Annotated in this window: 22 protein-coding genes; 11 read left to right on the top strand and 11 right to left on the bottom strand. The window is 59.6% G+C overall.

The features are described from left to right. Nucleotides 1–276: 276 nt before the first annotated feature. From AACR93_RS04405 to glyA, 10 genes are all read right to left on the bottom strand, one after another. Entirely contained in the window at nt 277–771 is a 495-nt protein-coding gene (locus AACR93_RS04405) for a phosphatidylglycerophosphatase A family protein (protein ID WP_043850108.1), read from the bottom strand. Further along, nucleotides 768–1,727, bottom strand: a complete 960-nt coding sequence (thiL, locus tag AACR93_RS04400; protein ID WP_041207962.1) for a thiamine-phosphate kinase — start codon at nt 1,725–1,727, stop codon at nt 768–770. The genes AACR93_RS04405 and thiL overlap by 4 nt, the downstream gene beginning before the upstream one ends. Nucleotides 1,728–1,784: 57 nt before the next feature. Continuing rightward, nucleotides 1,785–2,198 carry a transcription antitermination factor NusB gene (nusB, locus tag AACR93_RS04395; RefSeq protein WP_033114140.1) on the bottom strand — a complete coding sequence of 138 codons (414 nt, stop codon included), beginning with the start codon at nt 2,196–2,198 and terminating at the stop codon, nt 1,785–1,787. Between the two features lie 14 nt (nt 2,199–2,212). Next, the gene (ribH, locus tag AACR93_RS04390; RefSeq protein ID WP_033114139.1) at nt 2,213–2,683 is read right to left on the bottom strand and encodes a 6,7-dimethyl-8-ribityllumazine synthase; all 471 of its coding nucleotides are present in this window, start codon (nt 2,681–2,683) and stop codon (nt 2,213–2,215) included. Nucleotides 2,684–2,882: 199 nt separating this feature from the next. Further along, the gene (gene ribBA, locus AACR93_RS04385) at nt 2,883–3,992 is read right to left on the bottom strand and encodes a bifunctional 3,4-dihydroxy-2-butanone-4-phosphate synthase/GTP cyclohydrolase II (RefSeq protein WP_043850107.1); all 1,110 of its coding nucleotides are present in this window, start codon (nt 3,990–3,992) and stop codon (nt 2,883–2,885) included. A 147-nt stretch (nt 3,993–4,139) separates the two neighbouring features. Next, nucleotides 4,140–4,793: a riboflavin synthase gene (locus tag AACR93_RS04380; RefSeq protein ID WP_033114137.1), complete on the bottom strand. Its 654-nt coding sequence runs from the start codon at nt 4,791–4,793 to the stop codon at nt 4,140–4,142. A 55-nt stretch (nt 4,794–4,848) separates the two neighbouring features. Further along, nucleotides 4,849–5,958 carry a bifunctional diaminohydroxyphosphoribosylaminopyrimidine deaminase/5-amino-6-(5-phosphoribosylamino)uracil reductase RibD gene (ribD, locus tag AACR93_RS04375; protein WP_005343507.1) on the bottom strand — a complete coding sequence of 370 codons (1,110 nt, stop codon included), beginning with the start codon at nt 5,956–5,958 and terminating at the stop codon, nt 4,849–4,851. A 304-nt stretch (nt 5,959–6,262) separates the two neighbouring features. Further along, nucleotides 6,263–6,712 carry a transcriptional regulator NrdR gene (gene nrdR, locus AACR93_RS04370; protein ID WP_033114135.1) on the bottom strand — a complete coding sequence of 150 codons (450 nt, stop codon included), beginning with the start codon at nt 6,710–6,712 and terminating at the stop codon, nt 6,263–6,265. Between the two features lie 137 nt (nt 6,713–6,849). Then, the gene (locus AACR93_RS04365) at nt 6,850–7,326 is read right to left on the bottom strand and encodes a hypothetical protein (protein ID WP_043850106.1); all 477 of its coding nucleotides are present in this window, start codon (nt 7,324–7,326) and stop codon (nt 6,850–6,852) included. 79 nt (nt 7,327–7,405) lie between these two features. Then, entirely contained in the window at nt 7,406–8,659 is a 1,254-nt protein-coding gene (gene glyA / locus AACR93_RS04360; protein WP_040068624.1) for a serine hydroxymethyltransferase, read from the bottom strand. Between the two features lie 324 nt (nt 8,660–8,983). Here glyA and AACR93_RS04355 point away from each other — a divergent pair, with 324 nt between their 5' ends. The 5 genes from AACR93_RS04355 (at nt 8,984) to AACR93_RS04335 (ending at nt 13,473) form a co-directional block, all read left to right on the top strand. After that, nucleotides 8,984–9,280 (top strand): hypothetical protein, encoded by a 297-nt coding sequence (locus AACR93_RS04355; RefSeq protein WP_043850105.1) that lies wholly within the window; start codon nt 8,984–8,986, stop codon nt 9,278–9,280. Between the two features lie 27 nt (nt 9,281–9,307). After that, nucleotides 9,308–9,706, top strand: a complete 399-nt coding sequence (locus AACR93_RS04350) for a GFA family protein (RefSeq protein WP_043850104.1) — start codon at nt 9,308–9,310, stop codon at nt 9,704–9,706. A 135-nt stretch (nt 9,707–9,841) separates the two neighbouring features. Beyond that, entirely contained in the window at nt 9,842–10,507 is a 666-nt protein-coding gene (gene torD / locus AACR93_RS04345) for a molecular chaperone TorD (RefSeq protein ID WP_043850103.1), read from the top strand. Nucleotides 10,508–10,511: 4 nt separating this feature from the next. Beyond that, nucleotides 10,512–10,880 carry a hypothetical protein gene (locus tag AACR93_RS04340; RefSeq protein WP_043850102.1) on the top strand — a complete coding sequence of 123 codons (369 nt, stop codon included), beginning with the start codon at nt 10,512–10,514 and terminating at the stop codon, nt 10,878–10,880. A 187-nt stretch (nt 10,881–11,067) separates the two neighbouring features. Continuing rightward, on the top strand, nt 11,068–13,473 hold the full coding sequence (locus AACR93_RS04335) for a sensor domain-containing protein (protein WP_442853466.1): 2,406 nt from the start codon (nt 11,068–11,070) through the stop codon (nt 13,471–13,473). 57 nt (nt 13,474–13,530) lie between these two features. On the opposite strand, the gene AACR93_RS04330 is transcribed toward AACR93_RS04335, so the two are convergent. Continuing rightward, the gene (locus tag AACR93_RS04330) at nt 13,531–13,809 is read right to left on the bottom strand and encodes a hypothetical protein (protein ID WP_043850100.1); all 279 of its coding nucleotides are present in this window, start codon (nt 13,807–13,809) and stop codon (nt 13,531–13,533) included. Nucleotides 13,810–13,979: 170 nt separating this feature from the next. Here AACR93_RS04330 and acs point away from each other — a divergent pair, with 170 nt between their 5' ends. The 6 genes from acs (at nt 13,980) to panF (ending at nt 20,381) form a co-directional block, all read left to right on the top strand. After that, nucleotides 13,980–15,926 (top strand): acetate--CoA ligase, encoded by a 1,947-nt coding sequence (gene acs / locus AACR93_RS04325; protein WP_043850099.1) that lies wholly within the window; start codon nt 13,980–13,982, stop codon nt 15,924–15,926. Nucleotides 15,927–16,212: 286 nt separating this feature from the next. Next, nucleotides 16,213–16,662, top strand: a complete 450-nt coding sequence (gene aroQ / locus AACR93_RS04320; RefSeq protein WP_041207949.1) for a type II 3-dehydroquinate dehydratase — start codon at nt 16,213–16,215, stop codon at nt 16,660–16,662. 36 nt (nt 16,663–16,698) lie between these two features. Beyond that, nucleotides 16,699–17,157 carry an acetyl-CoA carboxylase biotin carboxyl carrier protein gene (gene accB, locus AACR93_RS04315; RefSeq protein WP_033114124.1) on the top strand — a complete coding sequence of 153 codons (459 nt, stop codon included), beginning with the start codon at nt 16,699–16,701 and terminating at the stop codon, nt 17,155–17,157. A gap of 15 nt (nt 17,158–17,172) precedes the next feature. Further along, nucleotides 17,173–18,513: an acetyl-CoA carboxylase biotin carboxylase subunit gene (gene accC / locus AACR93_RS04310; protein ID WP_033114123.1), complete on the top strand. Its 1,341-nt coding sequence runs from the start codon at nt 17,173–17,175 to the stop codon at nt 18,511–18,513. A gap of 163 nt (nt 18,514–18,676) precedes the next feature. Then, the gene (locus AACR93_RS04305) at nt 18,677–18,940 is read left to right on the top strand and encodes a YhdT family protein (protein WP_043850098.1); all 264 of its coding nucleotides are present in this window, start codon (nt 18,677–18,679) and stop codon (nt 18,938–18,940) included. After that, nucleotides 18,930–20,381, top strand: coding sequence for a sodium/pantothenate symporter (gene panF / locus AACR93_RS04300; RefSeq protein ID WP_043850097.1), 1,452 nt, complete (start codon nt 18,930–18,932; stop codon nt 20,379–20,381). Before AACR93_RS04305 ends, panF begins: the two co-directional genes overlap by 11 nt. Nucleotides 20,382–20,441 lie beyond the last annotated feature (60 nt).

The raw sequence follows: 20,441 nt of genomic DNA, 5'->3' as shown, positions 1-20,441 counted from the left end.
TTTTGCGCAGATAACCACCATTTCCATAGCGAAAAATGATGACTATAGTCACAAAAACGGCCCGCATATCCATATACCTACCGCTAGCATTACTTTAATTTCAACAAGAACGCAACAAGCAGCATTTATCACTATTCTCCATTCACGGTAAGGCCCCGAATGAGTAGTGAATATTTATGTGAAATGGATGATATACGGCAGCATATGCCGATGAATGAAAATTAGGCAGATATAAATCGGGGAGTGCTGTAACAGTCACTCCCCGGGAGAGGGCAATCAAGCGAGCCAGGCGGCCAGTAATTGCATACAAATGAAGGCGAACAGAGCGGCAATCAGATCGTCCAGCATGATGCCAAGGCCGCCGTGGATACGGCGATCAAACCAGGAGATGGGCCAGGGTTTGAGCACATCGAACAGGCGAAACAGCAGAAAGCCCGCCAGTACCCACTCCCAACCGGCCGGCGCCGCTATCATGGTGACGCCAAAGCCGATCACCTCGTCCCAGACGATGGCGCCGTGATCCGGCATGCCGATGGCATCGGTGGCACTCTGGCAGATGCGGATACCGATCAGGAATCCCACCACCAGCAGGGCGATAAACCAGGAGGTCGGCAAACCGCTCACCAGCAGGTAGAGCGGGATGGCAGCGATCGTCCCCATGGTACCCGGCGCTTTGGGGGAGAGACCGGAGCCAAAGCCCACCGCCAGAAAGTGGAGCGGATTCTTCAGATCCAGTCGTTTCAGCTCGGGCTTTATCGTAAACAGACTCATGCGAAATGGTCCCACCCTTTCAGTTGCAGCTCGACCGGCTGCTCGCCACGCAGGTACTCGATGCCCGGTTCACCCGCCACGATGCGGCCGATACGGGTAAACTTGACCCCGCTGTGGGCCAGCGCGGTATCGAGCGCGCCGTGATGCTCCTGCGGCACGGTGAAGCAGAGCTCGTAGTCATCGCCGCCGGCCAGCGCCAGCTGCCACGCATCCTGCTCGCTCACCGCATCCTGCAGCACCGGCGAGAGCGGCAGCAGATCGAGATCGATCTGGGCCCGCACACCGGACGCCTTGAGGATATGGCCAAGATCCGATGCCAGCCCGTCGGAGAGATCCAGCGCACTGCCCGCCAGTCCGCGCAGTGCCTGTCCGGCCAGAATGCGGGGATGGGGGTGGTCGAGGCGTGGCAGCACGGCCGCCAGCTGGTTCTCGTTGAGGGTGCGTTTGCCCAGCAGGTGGGAGAGCGCCAGGGCGGCATCCCCCAGAGTGCCGGTCACATAGATGCCGTCACCGGCTTTGGCGCCGCTGCGCATCAGGGCGCGACCGGCAGGCACCGACCCTTTGACCGACACAGTGATCGAGAGCGGCCCGCGGGTCATGTCCCCGCCCACCAGCGCCACGTTGTAGTACTCGGCGAGCTCCAGGAATCCTTCGGCAAAGCCGGCGACCCAGCTCTCGTTGATGGCCGGCAGCGTCAGCGCCAGCGAGACCCAGCGCGGCTCGGCCCCCATGGCGGCAAGATCGGAGAGATTGACCGCCAGCGCCTTGTAGCCAAGATCGACCGGATCCATGTCGGGGAAGAAGTGCACGCCGCTGACCAGGGTATCCGTGCTCACCGCCAGCTGGGTGTCGGGGGGCAGGGTCAGCAGGGCGCAGTCGTCTCCAGGGCCCATCACCACGTCCTTGCGGGCGTGGGGGACCTTGAAGTACTTATCAATCAGCTCGAATTCACCCATACAGTAAAAAGCCAGCGATAAGCTGGCTCCTCTATTAGATGCTGATGAACGCAGCTATCAGCGCTTGTCCAGCGACTTGATCACCTTGTCCAGTACACCGTTGACAAACTTGTGGCTGTCATCGGCAGCAAAAGCTTTGGCCAGCTCGATCGCTTCGTTGATGACCACACGCGGCGGCACATCATCACGACGGGTCAGCTCATAGGTCGCCAGACGCAGGATCGCCTTGTCCACCATGTCCACTTCTTCCAGCGGACGGGAGAGGAAAGGTGCGAAGACCTTGTCCAGCTCGTTGCAGTGGAGCGATACCCCGAACAGCAGATCGCGGAAGTAGTTCAGGTCTACACCCTTGGTGTCCTGATCGATCTTGAACTGCTCTTCGATGTCACCCACGTTGGCCTTGGTCATCTGCCACTGGTAGATGGCCTGGGTGGCGCAATGACGGGCTTTACGGCGCTCAGACGGTTTCAATGCATTTCTCCTCGTTACACGTCCAGTTCTTTCAGGACGTTGATCATTTCAAGCGCTGCCAGTGCAGCCTCTGCACCCTTGTTACCCGCCTTGGTACCTGCACGCTCGATGGCTTGTTCAATGTTTTCGGTAGTCAGCACGCCGAAGGCGACGGGGATTTCATACTCCATCATCACCTGGGCCATGCCTTTGCTGTTCTCGTTTGCCACCAGATCGAAGTGGTAGGTGCCGCCACGGATGACAGTACCGACCGCCACGATGGCGTCATATTTGCCGCTCTTGGCCAGCTTCTTGATAACCAGCGGCATTTCAACTGCGCCCGGTACTTTCACCAGAGTCAGATTGCTGTCCTGCACTTGACCTTGACGCTTCAGTACGTCTACTGCACCACTCACCAGGCTGTCGTTGATGAAGCTGTTGAAACGGGCAACGACAATGGCAACGCGCGCCTCGGGAGCGGCAATGTTTCCTTCGATAACCTTCATTGGAAATCCTGTATCTGTGAAAGCAAAAGGGCCGGAGTCAAAAGTGCGCACATTCTAGCACAACAGACCCACGACAAAAACCATGGCCGCAACGAGCGGCCATGATCGCCAATTCAACGGGCCGGCGTGGTCATGCGCCGGCATACGCCACGGCTTGCCGAGGACGGATAACACCCTCTGCAAGCCGCAGCTGTAGCGTTTATTCGCCTATGTATTCAACCACTTCCAGACCGAAACCGCCGAGGGCATGGTACTTCTTCGGCGAGCTCAACAGGCGCATCTTGCTTACGCCAAGGGCCTTGAGGATCTGGGAGCCAACACCAACCCGGCGAGAAGTCCCCTGCCACTTGGCTCCTTCCGGCGCCAACCCCTTGTCGGCGGCTTCAAAACCCTTGACCCGGGCCAGCAGCTCGGCGCCGTGGGCTTCCGCCCCCAGGATCACCAGCACCCCGCCCTCGTCGGCAATGCGAGCCATGGACTTGGGCAGCGGCCAGCTGCGGGCGGCATGGCGATCGGTCAGCAGCAGATCGCTCAGCACGTCGTGCAGGTGCACCCGCACCAGCGTCGGCTGGTCGGCCTGTACCTCACCCTTTTTCAGGGCGAAGTGCACCTGATTGTCGATGGTGTCGCGGAAGGTGATGAGGTCGAACTCGCCAAACTCGGTGGGCAGCTTGCACTCGGCCACCTTCTCGACCGTGGTCTCGTGCTGGTTGCGGTACTCGATAAGGTCGGCGATGGTGCCAAGCTTGATTCCGTGCTCCTCGGCGAAGATCTCCAGGTCAGGACGGCGCGCCATGGTGCCATCTTCGTTGAGGATCTCGACGATGACGGCGGCAGGCTCGAAACCGGCCAGACGGGCCAGATCGCAGCCCGCTTCGGTGTGGCCGGCACGGGTCAGCACGCCGCCATCCTGCGCCATCAGCGGGAAGATGTGGCCCGGCTGCACCAGATCGGCCGCCTTGGCATTGGCCGCCACAGCGGCCTGCACGGTCACCGCGCGATCGGCGGCGGAGATACCTGTGGTCACCCCTTCTGCCGCCTCGATGGAGACGGTAAAGGCGGTGGAGAACTGGGCATTGTTGCGATCCACCATCAGCGGCAGCGCCAATTGCTTGCAGCGATCCCGGGTCAGGGTCAGGCAGATGAGGCCACGGCCGTAGCGGGCCATGAAGTTGATATCCTCCGGACGGACACAGGAGGCGGCCATGATGAGGTCCCCTTCGTTCTCCCTGTCTTCGTCATCCATCAGGATCACCATCTTGCCAGCCTTGATGTCGGCAATGATTTCCTGGGTTGTGCTCAGCGCCATGGGCTACTCCATCTGTCTATTTGGGGATTGAGCCCGCAGGCTCAACGGGAATGTGAGATATGCTGCTCTAGATTGGGGCGCATGGCCCCATTTCAATCGGAGCGGGATCACAGAAAATCGTTTTGGTCGGGGCCAACACCCCGAGCATCAGAGAAAACCGGCCTTGGCCAGCTTGTCCAAAGTCAGGGTAGAGGCGCTGCTCTCCTGACTCTTGCCCATCATCAAGCGCTCCAGATAGCGGGCGATCTGATCGACCTCGAGGTTGACCTTGTGACCCGGCTTCCAGCTGGCGATGGTGGTCTCCTGCGCAGTGTGGGGCACGATCGTCAGGCGAAACAGGTCGCCCTGCACCGCGTTGACGGTGAGGCTGATGCCATCCACCGCAATGGAACCTTTCTCGGCGATGTAGCGGGAGAGCTCGCCCGGCGCCTTGATCCAGTACTCGATGGCGCGGCCGCTGCTGGAGACGCTTTTCACTTCCCCTACCCCGTCCACATGGCCGGAGACCAGATGGCCGCCGAGGCGGGAGGTGGGCATCAGCGCCTTCTCGAGGTTGACCCGATCGCCCACTCTGGCGGCGGCAAAGCCGGTACGGGAGAGGGTTTCCAGCGACACATCGGCGGTATAGCTCTTGTCGCCCAGCGCCACCACGGTGAGGCAGACGCCGTTGGTAGCGATGGAGTCGCCCAGCTTGACGTCGCTAAAATCCAGGCCCGGGGCGTGCACGGTGAGAGCCATGTCCTCCCCCTGACGACGCAGTTCGGCCAGGGTCCCCACCGCTTCGATAATTCCGGTAAACATGCAGATCACCTTGCTGATGACGGGGGCAGCAGATGCCCCCTTGAACATTGAAAGATCAGGCTATTTTGGCGGTAATGCGAATATCCGGCCCCACCATGCGCACATCCTTGATGGCGAGCTTGGGCGCCTGGAACAGCCGGGTCAGGCCGGGCAGATGGAACAGGCCGCGCCCCTCGTCGCCCATCAGTTTGGGCGCCTGATAGAGCACCAGCTCATCCACCAGCCCTTTTTCCAGCAGAGCGCCGCACAGCCGCGGGCCCGCCTCGACCAGTACCGAATTGACGTTCTGCTTGGCCAGCAGCATGAAGAGGCTGACCAGATCCAGCTTGCCATCCAGCAGCGGCAGCTCCAGCTGCTGCACCCACTCGGGCCACTCGCCGGATGCCTTGTGACGGGCCAGCAGCACCGGACTCTCGCTCTGGAACAGCGGCAAGTCGGGAGTGAGGCGGTTTTGTGAATCGACGATGACTCGCAGCGGCTGGCGCAGGGTCTCTTTGGGATAGCTAGCCTTGACCGAGGGGGGCAGCTCGTCCCAGCGCACGGTCAGAGAGGCACCATCGGCCAGCACGGTTTCGGCGCTGGAGAGCACCGCATCGTGGCGGGCCCGCAGTCGCTGCACGTCACGGCGCGCATCCGGGGAGGTGATCCACTGGCTCTCGCCGCTCGCCATGGCGGTGCGGCCATCGAGACTGGCCCCCAGCTTGACGGTCACCCGCGGGAAGGCGGTACGCATCCGCTTGAAAAAGCCCGGGTTGAGCGCTTCCGCTTCGCTTGCCAGCAGGCCGAAATCGGTCTTGATGCCTGCCTCGGAGAGCATCCGCAGGCCACGTCCACCCACCTGGGGATTGGGATCGACCATGGCCGCCACCACCCGGGCTACACCGGCGTTGATCAGCGCTTCGGCGCAGGGGGGAGTACGACCGTGGTGGGAGCAGGGTTCGAGGGTCACATAGGCGGTGGCGCCACGGGCGTTGTCACCGGCGGCGCGCAGGGCGTAGACCTCGGCATGGGGCTCGCCCGCCTTCTGATGCCACCCTTCGCCAACCACCACACCATCTTTCACCAGCACGGCGCCGACGCAGGGGTTGGGGGCCGTGGTGTAACGGCCGCGGCGGGCCAGCTCGAGGGCCCGACTCATCCATTGGTAATCATCTTGACTAAACATCCGGGCTCCTGTTTCCAGCAACGTATCCCGCGTGGTGCAGCAATCTGATGAGTTGCGTTCTTTTATCTCTTGCCGCTCACCAGCTTATCGCCAACAACATCGGGCAGATCGGCCATGGCATTTCCCGCCATGACGGCAGGCGCCGACTCGCAGGTTGCGGTCGCACGCCCTCAAATTTTTTCACCAGCGAAACAATGCTGAGCTTGGATGTTTCACTGGCGTAACAGTCCACTTGCCAGCCGGCAGCCAGCGTGGCGGCACCGGCCGGTCATGCCCCCTCCGATCCGGGAGGGGTTCGCAGCCGTTACTTCTCCAGCTTGGCGATCTCTTCGCCAAACTCGCGGATATCTTCAAAGCTGCGATAGACGGAGGCAAAGCGGATATAGGCCACCTTGTCCAATCCCTTGAGCTCATCCATCACCAGATTGCCCACCAGCTGGGAGGCAACTTCCCGCTCGCCGGTGGCGCGCAGGCGTGACTTGATGTGGTTGACCGCCTTTTCGATGGCCTCCATGCTCACCGGACGCTTCTCCAGCGCCCGCAGGATACCGGCCCGCAGCTTGTCCTCGTTGAACGGCTCGCGCGAGCCGTTGGACTTGATGACGCGGGGCATCACCAGCTCAGCCATCTCGAAAGTAGTGAAACGCTCATGACAGAGCAGGCATTCGCGACGGCGGCGCACCTGATGGCCTTCGGCCACCAGACGGGAATCGATCACCTTGGTATCAACGGCACTACAGAAAGGGCAATGCATCTGACCTCCGGCGTTAACAAAACGGGGCACCCGCCAACAGCTGCGGGTGTTAGGTCGGCCAGTGTAGCACGGCCATCCAACCGCGGTAAAAAGCGCAAAAACGTGATTTTTCTGGTCGTTATCGCCAAGGAGGCGGCTCAGTCGTCATAAGGCAGGCTATCGGGATCACAATCCTGATAATCGGGAGCGGGATCGACCACAAACCGCACCGCATCGATATGGCTGTGGCCCAGCAGCAATGCCTTGCCGATCCTGTGCATGCCATCCATCACCCGACCGGCGCTGTCGAGAATGATCGGATAGGCGAGATCCGCCGCCATGATGAGCTGGCAGTGCTCGACCACGCTGCGCACCGTGGGACTGGCGCAGCCATGACCGTACCAGTGCTCGCGGTCGAGCTCGGCAATCTCGCTCAACGCCACTGCCTGCTGCGGCAGATCACGGCTCAGTCGCACCAGCCGCCGTACATCCCATGCCAGCAGCCCCTGCTCACTGGCACGGAAGTGATACTGGGCGCGGATTGCCAGCCGAAGCTGCGCCTCCAGCGCCTTGTCCCGCTCTGTGCAGGAGTGTGCCTCTTCGCTCTGCATCTTCTCTTCGCGGTTCAATCTCATCCCTCCCCTGTTGCCCAATGCCATAAAAAACAATGCCACCCGAGGGTGGCATTGGTCTCAAACCGGATGGTCTGACTTATCAGCCATAGACCGGGAAGCGGCGGCAGATATCCAGCACCTTCTCGCGTACGGTAGCCAGCACGGCATCGTTGTCGTGGTTGTCCAGTACGTCGCAGATCCAGTGGGTCAGCTCGATGGACTCGGCTTCCTTGAAACCGCGGCGGGTGATGGCCGGAGTACCGATCCGCACACCGGAGGTGACGAACGGGGAGCGCGGGTCGTTGGGCACGGAGTTCTTGTTGACGGTGATGTTGGCTTTGCCCAGCGCAGCGTCAGCATCCTTACCGGTCAGCTCGCGGCCGATCAGATCAACCAGCATCAGGTGGTTGTCGGTACCGCCGGAGACGATCTTGTAACCGCGCTCGATGAAGGTAGCCGCCATCGCCTTGGCGTTTTTCACGACCTGAGCCTGATAGGTCTTGAACTCGGGCTCCAGCGCCTCTTTGAAGGCAACAGCTTTACCGGCGATGACGTGCATCAGCGGGCCACCCTGACCACCCGGGAAGACGGCGGAGTTGAGCTTCTTGTAGAGCTCCTCGTCGTCAGCTGCAGAAAGGATCAGACCACCGCGCGGACCGGCCAGGGTCTTGTGAGTGGTGGAGGTGACCACGTGCGCGTGGGGCACCGGGTTCGGGTAGACGCCAGCGGCGATGAGGCCTGCCACGTGAGCCATGTCGACGAACAGGTAGGCACCTACCTTGTCGGCGATTTCACGCATGCGGGCCCAGTCAACGATGCCGGAGTAGGCGGAGAAGCCACCGATCATCATCTTCGGCTTGTGCTCGACAGCCTGACGCTCCATGTCGTCGTAGTCGATCTTGCCGGACTCATCGATACCGTAAGGAATGATGTTGTACAGCTTGCCGGAGAAGTTGACCGGGGAGCCGTGGGTCAGGTGACCACCGTGGGCCAGGTTCATGCCCAGCACGGTGTCGCCCGGCTGCAGCAGGGCCATGTAGACGGCGCTGTTGGCCTGGGAGCCGGAGTGCGGCTGCACGTTGGCGTAGGTGGCACCGAACAGCTCTTTGGCGCGTTCGATAGCCAGGGTTTCAACCACATCCACATACTCGCAACCGCCGTAGTAACGCTTGGAGGGGTAACCTTCGGCGTACTTGTTGGTCAACTGGGAGCCCTGGGCTTCCATGACACGGGGGCTGGTGTAGTTCTCGGACGCAATCAGCTCGATATGCTCTTCCTGACGACGGGTTTCGTCTGTGATAGCCTGCCACAATTGCGGATCATAATTGGCGATGGTCATGTCACGTTTCAACATCCGTTTCTCTCCTGAAAATCGTTTGCGCGATAGGTGAAGTGGGCCCGCGCATTGTAACGTGAGCTGGATCAAAGAGACAGTCCAACCACCTAAAAAAATGTTGAATTTATGTTGTAAAAATCAGGAGTACCTGTCCGCTCCGGCCTGCAATCGTGACTCAAAAAGTCTCATTCAACCCTGCTCTTTGACTGGGCAAAACCCGAAGGGGATCACAACGATCCCGTTAGCCTTCCGGTAACATCTTCATTCGAAACAAATTTCATCATGATGGAGCTGATTGCAGCCATGCATCCGAGGGGCTGCACCTAACCGGAGGAATTGAAGATGGACCATCTGCTCACCTTTCTGATCCTGGCGATCTTTTTTCTGTTTTACTGGGTCTACTACACCAGCCAGCGCAAGCATATTCCCACCCACGCATGGGAGGAGCTCCCGACAAAGATGGAGTATCTGGCGATCCACCCGGAGGCGGTCGATGGCGACATCATCTTCTGTCACCACTGCGGCCATCACGAATTGATGGAAGTGGGGCTGGTACATCTGGCAGATTATCGCCGCGAATGGGTCTGCGCCAAGTGCAAGCAGGTGCTCTTTCGCGATGACGATCCCCACTCTCTCTGATGTGCCAAATGGCACAAGGAACAGATAATGAAACAGTTACACGCCAGCTGCCTCTGTGGTGCCATCCACCTCACCCTGCCTGACCAGTTCGACTACATGGGCAACTGCCACTGCTCGGAGTGCCGCAAGTTTTCCGGCTCCGACTATGCCTCCGTCGGCGGACTGGATGGCAGCAAGGTCTCCGTCACACAGGGCGAGGAGGCGCTGACCCGCTACCGCAAATCGGCCGAAACCACCCTAGCCTTCTGCCGCAATTGCGGATCCAGCCTGTTTAGCGAAAAGCAGAGCAGCGGCAAGATCAACCTGCGGCTGGGGATCCTCGACGATGTGCCGACCCAGAGCCCCAACTTCCACATTTTTGTCGGCTCCAAAGCGCCCTGGCATCAGATTGGCGATGATTGTCCGCAGTTCGAGACCCGCCCCTGAACAGAACCGCCAGCCAGCCTCCTCTGTGCCCGGCTGGCTGGAGTCACCGAAACCACCCCATGAAGTTTCCTTTATTTTTAAAGTCGTTAGAATCGGGGGCCATCAAGGCTCCCGATTGCCATCCACGGAGGAAAAATGCAGGACTTTATGGCTACCAGCGAACGCCGGGCCGAACTCTACTGGTGGTTCTCCACCCTGTTCGCAGCTGAACTCAGTGATGAGCAGATCGCCGAATATGACACCTATGATGTGCGAAGCTTCCTGAAAAGCCTCTCGACCCTGGATCCGATGCGCGAAGCCGTGGCCGAACTCAATGATGCCATCGCCCGCCTGCTGGTACGCCCGGCTCGCCAACAGGAACTCGCCGCCGATTTCGCCGGCCTGTTTCTGGTGGATCCCAAGCTGGGTGCCCTGCCCTACGAGTCCCTCTACCGCAGTGATGCCAAGCTGCTGATGCAAGCCCCGATGGCCGAGATGCAGGCCCGCCTCGATCGCCTCGGCATCAATGTCAGCGACAAATATAAAGAGCCTGCGGATCATCTGGCCATCGAGCTGGATCTGATGGGCAATCTCATCATCCGCGCGGCAGAAGCGAAGAGTGCAGCCGAGCGGGAAAACTGGCTCGACGAACAGGAAGCGCTGCTGCACGGCCACCTGCTGGGCTGGTTCGACAAGTTCGAGAGTGCCTGTCGCGCCGCCGACCAGTTTGGCTTTTACGGCGCCAGTGCCCGTCTGCTGGGGGTCTTCCTCAAGATGGATGCCAACTACCTGACTCTGGTCAAGCCGGCCCAGGCCAGCTAAGCAGATGAAAACAGCCCTGCTTCTCATTGCATGCTGGCTGTTGGCCCTGATCCCGCAGGATCAGGGCATTACCCCTCTCGTGGCCCTGCTGTTCAATCCGGATCGCGACCTCTACGGTACTGCCCAGCTCACCGGCTTTGCCGGTATCCTGCTAACCCTCTATCTTTCCAACCTCGGTGTCGAGGTGGTGCTGCGCCGCCGCTTCCAGATCGCTGGCATGCTGGCCCTGCTGGCCGCCTGGATTGACTTCATCCAGAGCAGCGGCAGCAGTGCCCACTGGCTGCAACTCTATGCGCTGGCCCTGCCTTTCCACCTGCTAGGCTGGCTGGTGTTTGTGCGCGGCGTTCAGGCCTTTGGCCGCCAGAAGGGATAAACCTTTTCCTTTCAATAACCTGCCTCTATTTCTGTAAATCCCCTTGCACGTTGTATAGCTGTAACTATCTCGCCTGGCTCCCCGTCAGAGAGTTCGTGCCATACTCAAAGACGATGTTAATGACAGATAAGTCAATGCCGGGGCCATCATGGACAGAAAACCTCTCAGCAACGATACCGATGCTCTCATGACACAGCTCTCCGATCATTCGGTACTAGAGCAGCTCATGGGCACAGCCCCGCTGGGTATCGGCGTGTTCGATCGGGAGTTCCGCTATCGCAAGGTCAATCAGGTGCTGGCCGACATCAATGGCAAAACCATCGAGGAGCATCAGGGCAAACACCTGCGGGAGGTTGTTCCGAAACTGGCACCGACTCTGGAACCCATGTTTCAGCAGATCATGCGCAGCGGCATTCCCTACGTCGATATCGCCATTACCGGCCAGACTGCAGCCCACGACAGCAACTATCGTCGCTGGCAGGCCACCTACAGCCCGATGCGCGATGAACAAGGAGAGCTGAGCGGCATTCTCGCCATTGTGCGCGACATCACCGAGCAGTATGAAACCGAGCAGCGGCTGCAACTGGCGATGCGAGCAGCACAGATAGGGGTGTGGGAGTGGCATGTAGCGGAAGATCGCATGCTGTTTGAAGGTCAGATTGAGACTCTGCTCGGTATTCCTGCCAACCGCTTTCGCGGGGGCTTGCAGACATTTGTCGACTGCTTTGAACCTGAATCTGCACGCCAGCTCAAGTCGGCCCTGCTGGGGCGGGAGCCCATCCACCTCACCCTGAGTTATCTCAACCCCCAGCAAGAGCGTCACTGGGTCGATATTCATGCCGACCATGTGCCCGCCACCGAGTCAATCGGTCAGCGAGTGATGGGTGTGATCCACAACGCCACTGCCCGTCGTCGCCAGGAGGAGCGGCTTCATCAGGCCAACGTGGTGTTCGATACCACGGCTGAGGGGATCATCATCCTCGACAGCGAACAGCGTATCATCTCGGTCAACCCTGCCTTTACCATGCTGACCCAGTACGATGCCGAGGAAGTGACGGGACGAACGCCGGACATCATCATGCACCCCAGGCGCTACATGGAGCATGACTATCCCTGGCATAACCTGCGTCCCGGCAACCACGCCTGGCATGGCGAGATGGTCTGCCTGCGCAAGGATGGCAGCTACTTCTCCTCCTGGCAGCAGATCAGCGCCGTCTACGACAGTTTCAACAACACGACGCATTATGTGATTGCCCTCTCCGACATCAGTGCTATCCGCAAGGTAGAGGCCGAACTGAACCACCTTGCCTATCACGATACGCTGACCGAACTTGGCAACCGCCATCTGCTGCAAGAGCGGCTGGCCCTTGAACTCAAAACAGCGCAACTCAATCACACTCGCCTCGGACTGCTTTTCATCGATCTTGATGGCTTCAAGCTGATCAACGACAGCCTGGGCCATGGGGTCGGCGATCAACTGCTCAAGCGGCTGGCCGAGCGGATCAACGGCTGCCTGCAGCAAAACGATCTGGCCACCCGACTGGGAGGTGATGAGTTTCTGGTGCTCATTCCCTATCTGGAACATCCCGAAGAGCTGTCTGCCCTGGCCAATACGCTGCTCGCCGTGCTGCGCGAGCCAGTAGAGCTGGACCATGAACTGGTCGCCATTTCGGCCAGTATCGGCATTGCCATGTATCCGGATCATGCCGAAACCCCGGAAAATCTCGTCAGCGCGGCAGACAGCGCCATGTATGAAGCCAAAAGCCAGGGGCGCAACGGTTATCAGTTTTACACCCCGAGTATGGCGGCACGGGCCCGTGAACGGATGCAGATTGAACAGGGGTTGCTCAAGGCGATGGAACTGGAACAGCTCTGTATCTTCTATCAACCGATGACCGATCTGAACGACGGTCACCTGAGTGGTCTGGAGGCCCTGCTACGCTGGCAACACCCGAATGAAGGGATGATCAACCCGGCCCGTTTTATTCCGGTCGCCGAGGAGTGCGGCCTCATCGAAAAAATTGGCGAGTGGGTGATGCGCCATGCCTGCGAGCAAGGTCAAGCTTGGCTGGCCGCCGGCCTGCCTGTCCCCAGGATGTCAGTCAACGTATCAGTGCGGGAGATGCGCTCTCCCGGCTATGTGGAGCGGGTAGCTGCCATTCTGAGCGAGACGGGATTTCCGCCACAGCGGCTGGAGATCGAGGTGACAGAGAGCATTATCCAGCGGGTCGAACAGAGTCTGGATCTCTTTACCCGCCTGAAAAGCCTCGGCGTGCAGATTGCCATCGACGACTTTGGTACAGGCTTCTCGTCACTGAGTTTGCTGAAAACCTTGCCCATCGATCGCATCAAGATCGATCGCGCTTTCGTACAGGCCTTGCCGGAGGACAAGAATAGCCGGGAACTCTGCCGCACCATCATCAATCTGGCCGACAGCCTGGATATGGAGGTCACCGCCGAGGGGATTGAGACGCGGGCCCAGTATACCTTCCTGCAATCACTCAACTGCGGCGAGGGACAGGGTTATCTGTTCAGCAAACCGCTGCACGTCAATCATATGGGTGACCACCTGCATCAGCGCATGCACTCATAGTGGCAGACAGCCATTATCGCCAACCGGGAGGCATCCGCCTCCTGGCTGCCAACCGGATTACCACTCAATCTGCAAGCGGGACTCCCAACCATCATCACGGTCATTGAGCATGCGTGTCAGCGGTGATTCGCCAGCATAACGGGGGGCAGGTTCACTGAAGGTGAGTCTGGTGCCGGGATCTTTGGCCTGCCATGCATGACCAAGCTGATCGGCCACCCGATCCCGCAGCGCAGGTGAAGCCTCCTGATGGGTGATCTCGAACTCTTTCAGAGGTTCGCCAGCAGGAACTGGCGCATCAAACTGCCAGAGGGATGCACAGAGCAACAGGGAAAACATGACGACCTCCAATTAATCAACCAGTCCCTTTTTACCGACTCATTGATTAATTGTCATCGACTTCCCAGTAACCAAATATTGCCGTCTATCCAAAAGTCTAATTGCCCCCACCCGCCAAAGGTATAAGTTGTTACTTAATCATTAAAAGAATGTATTCAAAGGAGTGAGTGATGAGCGAGAGCAAGGTCTACCCGGTCAAACCCCATATCAGCAACAGCGCCCTGCTCGACAAGGGCGACTATGCCGCCATGTATCAGGCCTCCGTCGAGGATCCCGATACCTTCTGGGGTGAGCAGGGCAAAATCCTCGACTGGATAAAGCCCTACACCAGGGTAAAAAACACCTCCTACGATCCGGGCCATGTCTCCATCAAATGGTTTGAAGATGGCCAGCTCAACGTCTCCGCCAACTGCCTCGATCGCCACTTGGCAGAGCGTGGCGACAAGGTCGCCATCATCTGGGAAGGGGACAATCCGGCCGAAGATCGCAAACTCACCTACCGCGAGCTGCACGCCGAAGTGTGCAAGTTTGCCAACGTCTTGAAAGCCCAAGGGGTCCATCGCGGTGACGTGGTCTGCCTCTATATGCCCATGGTGCCCGAGGCCGCCATCGCCATGCTGGCCTGTACCCGTATCGGCGCGGTGCACAGCATCGTCTTTGGCGGCTTCTCGCCGGAAGCGCTGGCCGGCCGCATCATCGACTCCGGCTCCCGTATCGTCATCACCGCTGACGAGGGGCTGCGCGGTGGTCGCGCCGTGCCGCTCAAGAAAAATGTGGACGAAGCTCTTACCAACCCGGATACCCAGGTCAGCAAGGTGATCGTGCTCAAGCGCACCGGTGGCAATGTTGCCTGGCACAACCATCGCGATGTGTGGTGGCACGAAGCGACCGCCGCCGTCAGCAGTGACTGCCCGCCGGAGGCGATGAACGCCGAAGATCCGCTCTTTATCCTCTATACATCCGGATCCACCGGTAAACCCAAGGGGGTGCTGCACACCACCGGCGGTTATCTGGTCTATGCCACCCTCACCTTCAAATATGTGTTCGACTACCACGAAGAGGACATCTACTGGTGTACCGCCGATGTGGGCTGGGTCACCGGTCACTCCTATCTGGTCTACGGGCCGCTTGCCAACGGAGCCACCACCATCATGTTCGAAGGGGTGCCCAACTACCCGGCGACCAACCGCATGAGTCAGGTGGTGGACAAACACCAGGTCACCATTCTCTATACTGCCCCCACCGCCATCCGCGCCCTGATGGCCAAAGGCACCGAGGCAGTGACCGGCACCTCGCGCCAGAGCCTGCGCATCATGGGCTCGGTGGGTGAGCCCATCAACCCGGAAGCCTGGGAGTGGTACTACCGCACCATAGGCGATGAGCGCTGCCCCATCGTCGATACCTGGTGGCAGACCGAAACCGGCGGCATCCTGATCACCCCGCTACCCGGTGTGACCGACCTCAAGCCGGGTTCAGCCACCAAGCCGTTCTTCGGCGTACAGCCGGCGCTGCTCGACAATATGGGCGAGCCGCTGGAGGGAGCCACTGAGGGCAATCTGGTGATCACCGACTCCTGGCCGGGTCAGATGCGCACCGTGTTCGGTGATCACGAACGGTTCGAGCAGACCTACTTCTCCACCTTCCCCGGCCGCTACTTCACTGGCGACGGTGCCCGTCGCGATGCCGATGGCTACTACTGGATCACCGGACGGGTGGATGATGTACTGAACGTCTCCGGCCACCGCATGGGTACCGCCGAAATCGAATCGGCGCTGGTGGCCCATCCCAAGATCGCCGAAGCGGCGGTGGTGGGGGTGCCGCACGAGATCAAGGGTCAGGGTATCTATGCCTACGTCACCCTGATTGCCGGCGAGGAGCCGAGCCGCGAGCTGCATAAAGAGGTGAAGGAGTGGGTTCGCAAGGAGATCGGCGCCATCGCCACGCCAGATGTGATCCACTGGGCCGAGGGACTGCCGAAAACCCGTTCTGGCAAGATCATGCGGCGAATTTTGCGCAAGATCGCCACCGGCGAGACCGACAGTCTGGGGGATATCTCCACCCTGGCGGATCCGGGAGTGGTGGACAAGTTGATCCGCGAGAAGTCGGAAGCGGCCTGATCCCTCTGCCAACTCACTTACAAAGCCGGCCTTGTGCCGGCTTTGTTGTTTTCGGAACGGTGCAAACAGCCTGCGTCACCGGAACCTCGCTCCCGGGGCTAGAGAGCTCAATAAATAGGCAGATGTAGAGATTAGACCAGTAAAATGCTGCTAATTTTCACGAAATCAATATAATTGCGAAATCTGTGTGCCAGGGCACACCGATTTGCGCAGAAAATGGCTAGATTTCTGGTAGTCCACAAGATAGCTGATAGATAGCAGCATTATCATCGAGGATGTACTCAATATGTCGCAAAATCACCGCATTCTCCTGCTCAACGGACCGAATCTGAATCTGCTGGGCAAGCGGGAACCGGGTATCTACGGCAGCAAGACGCTTGATGAGATCGTCGCCGATCTGACGCTCAACGCCAGCGAACTCGGTGTAACTCTGGAACATCTGCAATCCAACGCCGAACACGAATTGATCAGCCGCATCCATCAGGCCATGGGCCAAGTGGATTTTATCATCATCAATCCAGCCGCCTTCACCCACACCAGCGTCGCCATCCGCGATGCACTGCTGGGTGTCGCCATCCCCTTTATCGAAGTGCACCTGTCAAACGTCCATGCCAGGGAGCCGTTCCGTCATCACTCCTATCTGTCTGATGTCGCCAAAGGGGTCATTTGTGGTCTGGGGGCCGATGGCTACCAATTCGCTTTAACCGCGGCCGTGCGCCATCTGCGCGCGGCTTGATAATCACTGATCAGATAAAGAAGAAAGAGAATGCTAATGGATATCCGCAAAATCAAGAAGCTGATTGAACTGGTTGAAGAGTCCGGCATCGCCGAACTGGAGATCTCCGAAGGTGAAGAGTCCGTTCGCATCAGCCGCAACTTCGCAGGTCAGGTTACTGCCGCACCGCAGATGATCATGCCGCAGGCTGCTGCTCCGGTTGCCGCCCCTGTTGCTGCAGCTCCGGCTGCCGCTGCACCGGCCGCAGATGCCACCCCGAGCGGTCACCTGATGCGTTCCCCGATGGTCGGCTCCTTCTACCGCTCCTCCAGCCCGGATGCCAAGCCGTTCGCGGAAGTGGGCCAGCAAGTCAATGTCGGCGACACCCTGTGCATCGTCGAAGCCATGAAAATGATGAACCAAATCGAGTCTGACAAGGCCGGTGTGATCAAAGCGATCCTGGTTGAAAATGGTCAGGCCGTCGAATTCGACGAGCCGCTGTTCATCATCGAATAAGGGATATCGCCACCCATGTTGGATAAAGTAGTCATCGCCAACCGCGGTGAAATTGCCCTGCGGATCCTGCGCGCCTGTAAAGAGCTCGGGATCAAGACAGTGGCCGTTCACTCCACCGCCGACCGGGAGCTCATCCATGTGCTGCTGGCCGACGAATCCATCTGTATCGGCAAGCCGGCCAGTACCGACTCCTACCTCAACGTGCCGGCGATCATCGCTGCGGCCGAGGTAACCGGTGCCGTTGCCATCCACCCGGGTTACGGCTTCCTCTCCGAGAACGCCGACTTCGCCGACATGGTCGAGAAGTCCGGTTTCGTCTTCATCGGCCCGCGCGCCGAGACCATTCGCCTGATGGGTGACAAGGTCTCCGCCATCGAGGCGATGAAGAAGGCTGGCGTACCTTGCGTACCGGGCTCTGACGGCCCCGTCGACAACGACGCCAAACGCAATGCAGCCATTGCCAAGCGCATCGGCTATCCGGTGATCATCAAGGCCGCCGGGGGCGGTGGTGGTCGCGGCATGCGCGTAGTGCGCAACGAAGCGGAACTGGCGGGCGCCATCGCGCTGACCAAATCCGAAGCAGGCCAGTTCTTCAAGAACGACATGGTCTACATGGAGAAGTACCTGGAGAATCCGCGCCACATCGAGATCCAGGTGCTGGCTGACGGTCAGGGCAATGCCATCTATCTGGGCGAGCGCGACTGCTCCATGCAGCGACGTCACCAGAAAGTGGTGGAAGAGGCTCCGGCTCCGGGCATCACCGCCGAGATGCGCAAGTTCATCGGTGAGCGCTGCGTACGCGCCTGTATCGAGATCGGTTACCGTGGTGCTGGCACCTTCGAGTTCCTCTACGAAAACGGCGAGTTCTACTTCATCGAGATGAACACCCGTATTCAGGTGGAACATCCGGTTACCGAGATGGTCACTGGTGTCGATCTGATCAAGGAGCAGCTGCGCATCGCCGCTGGCCAGCCCCTGTCGATCACCCAGCAGGATATCCGCATCCATGGCCACGCCATCGAGTGCCGGATCAACGCCGAAGACCCGGCTACTTTCATGCCCTCTCCGGGCCTGATCAAGAGCTTCCACGTTCCGGGTGGTCTGGGCGTGCGTTGGGACTCCCACATCTATGCCGGTTACAAGGTTCCGCCCCACTACGATTCGATGATCGGCAAGCTGATCTGCTACGGCGAGAATCGTGACATCGCCATCGCCCGCATGCGCCATGCGCTGGACGAACTGGTGGTCGAGGGCATCAAGACCAACGTGCCGCTGCAAAAAGAGATCATGAAAGACGAAAACTTCCAGCACGGTGGTACCAATATCCACTACCTGCACAAGAAGCTGGGTCTGTAAGATCTCGCAGGCAGAACAATCACTTCCGGCCGGATAGCAGCCCGCTGCTTATCCGCAATCCAACCGGGAGGCGGCTTCGCAAGAAGCCTCTGCTGAAAAAGGGCCATGGCGACATGGCCCTTTTTTGTTATCCTTGCGCCCCTCAAATTTGTCGGAGGCCAAGGTGAACCGTTTCGCTCTCGCCCGCCGGGAAGCTGCTTTTTGTCTGCTGCTGACCCTGCTCTACTTCTTTGCCTGGTATGGCACCGCCTATTTCATCCCAGTCCATCTGGAGCTGTGGGACATCCCGCTCTGGTTCCTGCTCAGCTGCATGGTGATGCCACTTATCTTCATCATCCTCTGCGCCCTGATGGTCAATCGCCTCTTCGTGGATATCCCGCTCGATACCCACGCCAGCCCGCAGAAGGAGCCCACCCGTGAATCTTGAGTTGATGCTGCCGCTCTTCATCTATCTGGTGCTGGTGCTGGGGGTCGGTTTCTGGGCCAGCCGCCACCGCGCCGGCGGCAACTTCGTGCAGGAGTACTTCATCGGCAACCGCAGCATGGGTGGGCTGGTGCTGGCGATGACGCTGGTGGCGACCTACACCTCGGCTTCCTCGTTCATCGGCGGGCCGGGCGCGGCCTACAAAATCGGTCTGGGCTGGGTGTTGCTGGCGATGATCCAGCTGCCCACCGTCTGGCTGACCCTGGGGGTACTGGGCAAGAAATTCGCCATCATCGCCCGCCGGGTCAATGCGGTGACCATCAACGACATGCTGTGGGCCCGCTACCGGAGCAAGGCGGTGGTGGTGCTGGGTTCGGTCACCATCATCCTCGCCTTTATCGCCACCATGGTGGTGCAGTTTATCGGTGGCGCCCGTCTGCTGGAGACCGCAACCGGCCTCTCCTACCAGCAGGGGCTGATGCTGTTTGCCAGCTGCGTGCTGCTCTACACCATCATCGGCGGTTTTCGCGCCGTGGTGATGACCGATGCCCTGCAGGGGATCATCATGCTGATCGGCACCGGCGCGTTGCTGGCGGGGATTCTGGTCGCAGGTGACGGCCTGCCAAACCTTATCCACCAGCTCAAGGTGATCGATCCCAAACTGGTGAGCCCGCAGGGGGCCGGCGACATGTTGACCCAGCCCTTCATGCTGAGTTTCTGGATCCTGGTCTGTGTCGGAGTGGTGGGGTTGCCCCACTCGGCGCTGCGCTGCTTTGGCTATCGCGACAGCAAGGCGCTCCATCGCGGCATCCTGATCGGTACTGTGGTGAGTGCCCTGCTGATGTTCGGCATGCATCTGGCCGGCGCTCTGGGGCGCGCCATCCTGCCCGGCATGGACAGTCCGGACAAGATCATGCCCTCTCTGATGATGGAAGTGCTGCCTCCCTGGCTGGCCGGGGTTTTTCTGGCGGCACCGATGGCGGCCATCATGTCTACCATCGACTCCCAACTGATCCAGGCCTCCGCCACTCTGGTGAAGGATCTCTACCTCAACTACCTCAGCCCGAAACAAGAGAAGCTGGAGGTGCGCATCCCGCGCCTCTCCCTGCTCTGTACCCTGATCCTCGGCACCCTGGTGCTGCTCGCGGCACTACAGCCGCCAGAGATGATCATCTGGCTCAACCTGCTCGCCTTCGGTGGCTTGCAGGCTGTATTCCTCTGGCCGCTGGTGCTCGGCCTCTACTGGTCGCGGGCCAACGGCCCCGGCGCACTGGCCAGCATGGTCAGCGGCATCGTCAGCTACGGGGTTCTGAGTCAGTGGGAGATCAAGCTGGCCGGCCTGCACGCCATCGTGCCGAGCCTCGCGCTGGCACTGGTGATTTTCGTGGTGGTCAGCCTGTTCACCGCCGCCCCCACGAGGGAAGTTCGGGCCCTTTTCGAGTAGCAATAACAAAAAGATAAATAAAGGGTTCCAAAACTATCCCCAAATGGGTGGTTTCCGGTT

Source organism: Aeromonas sp. L_1B5_3 (assembly GCF_963866575.1).
Lineage (GTDB): Bacteria > Pseudomonadota > Gammaproteobacteria > Enterobacterales > Aeromonadaceae > Aeromonas > Aeromonas jandaei.
Note: the sequence above shows the minus strand (reverse complement) of the source record. Positions and strands in the feature narration are given on the sequence as shown.

What these genes read in the sequence shown, in the direction of transcription:
- AACR93_RS04405 (WP_043850108.1), bottom strand. Translation starts at nt 771, where the DNA reads ATGAGTCTGTTTACGATAAAGCCCGAGCTGAAACGACTGGATCTGAAG.
- thiL (WP_041207962.1), bottom strand. Translation starts at nt 1,727, where the DNA reads ATGGGTGAATTCGAGCTGATTGATAAGTACTTCAAGGTCCCCCACGCC.
- ribH (WP_033114139.1), bottom strand. Translation starts at nt 2,683, where the DNA reads ATGAAGGTTATCGAAGGAAACATTGCCGCTCCCGAGGCGCGCGTTGCC.
- ribBA (WP_043850107.1), bottom strand. Translation starts at nt 3,992, where the DNA reads ATGGCGCTGAGCACAACCCAGGAAATCATTGCCGACATCAAGGCTGGC.
- AACR93_RS04380 (WP_033114137.1), bottom strand. Translation starts at nt 4,793, where the DNA reads ATGTTTACCGGAATTATCGAAGCGGTGGGGACCCTGGCCGAACTGCGT.
- ribD (WP_005343507.1), bottom strand. Translation starts at nt 5,958, where the DNA reads ATGTTTAGTCAAGATGATTACCAATGGATGAGTCGGGCCCTCGAGCTG.
- nrdR (WP_033114135.1), bottom strand. Translation starts at nt 6,712, where the DNA reads ATGCATTGCCCTTTCTGTAGTGCCGTTGATACCAAGGTGATCGATTCC.
- AACR93_RS04365 (WP_043850106.1), bottom strand. Translation starts at nt 7,326, where the DNA reads ATGAGATTGAACCGCGAAGAGAAGATGCAGAGCGAAGAGGCACACTCC.
- glyA (WP_040068624.1), bottom strand. Translation starts at nt 8,659, where the DNA reads ATGTTGAAACGTGACATGACCATCGCCAATTATGATCCGCAATTGTGG.
- AACR93_RS04355 (WP_043850105.1), top strand. Translation starts at nt 8,984, where the DNA reads ATGGACCATCTGCTCACCTTTCTGATCCTGGCGATCTTTTTTCTGTTT.
- AACR93_RS04350 (WP_043850104.1), top strand. Translation starts at nt 9,308, where the DNA reads ATGAAACAGTTACACGCCAGCTGCCTCTGTGGTGCCATCCACCTCACC.
- torD (WP_043850103.1), top strand. Translation starts at nt 9,842, where the DNA reads ATGCAGGACTTTATGGCTACCAGCGAACGCCGGGCCGAACTCTACTGG.
- AACR93_RS04340 (WP_043850102.1), top strand. Translation starts at nt 10,512, where the DNA reads ATGAAAACAGCCCTGCTTCTCATTGCATGCTGGCTGTTGGCCCTGATC.
- AACR93_RS04335 (WP_442853466.1), top strand. Translation starts at nt 11,068, where the DNA reads ATGACACAGCTCTCCGATCATTCGGTACTAGAGCAGCTCATGGGCACA.
- AACR93_RS04330 (WP_043850100.1), bottom strand. Translation starts at nt 13,809, where the DNA reads ATGTTTTCCCTGTTGCTCTGTGCATCCCTCTGGCAGTTTGATGCGCCA.
- acs (WP_043850099.1), top strand. Translation starts at nt 13,980, where the DNA reads ATGAGCGAGAGCAAGGTCTACCCGGTCAAACCCCATATCAGCAACAGC.
- aroQ (WP_041207949.1), top strand. Translation starts at nt 16,213, where the DNA reads ATGTCGCAAAATCACCGCATTCTCCTGCTCAACGGACCGAATCTGAAT.
- accB (WP_033114124.1), top strand. Translation starts at nt 16,699, where the DNA reads ATGGATATCCGCAAAATCAAGAAGCTGATTGAACTGGTTGAAGAGTCC.
- accC (WP_033114123.1), top strand. Translation starts at nt 17,173, where the DNA reads ATGTTGGATAAAGTAGTCATCGCCAACCGCGGTGAAATTGCCCTGCGG.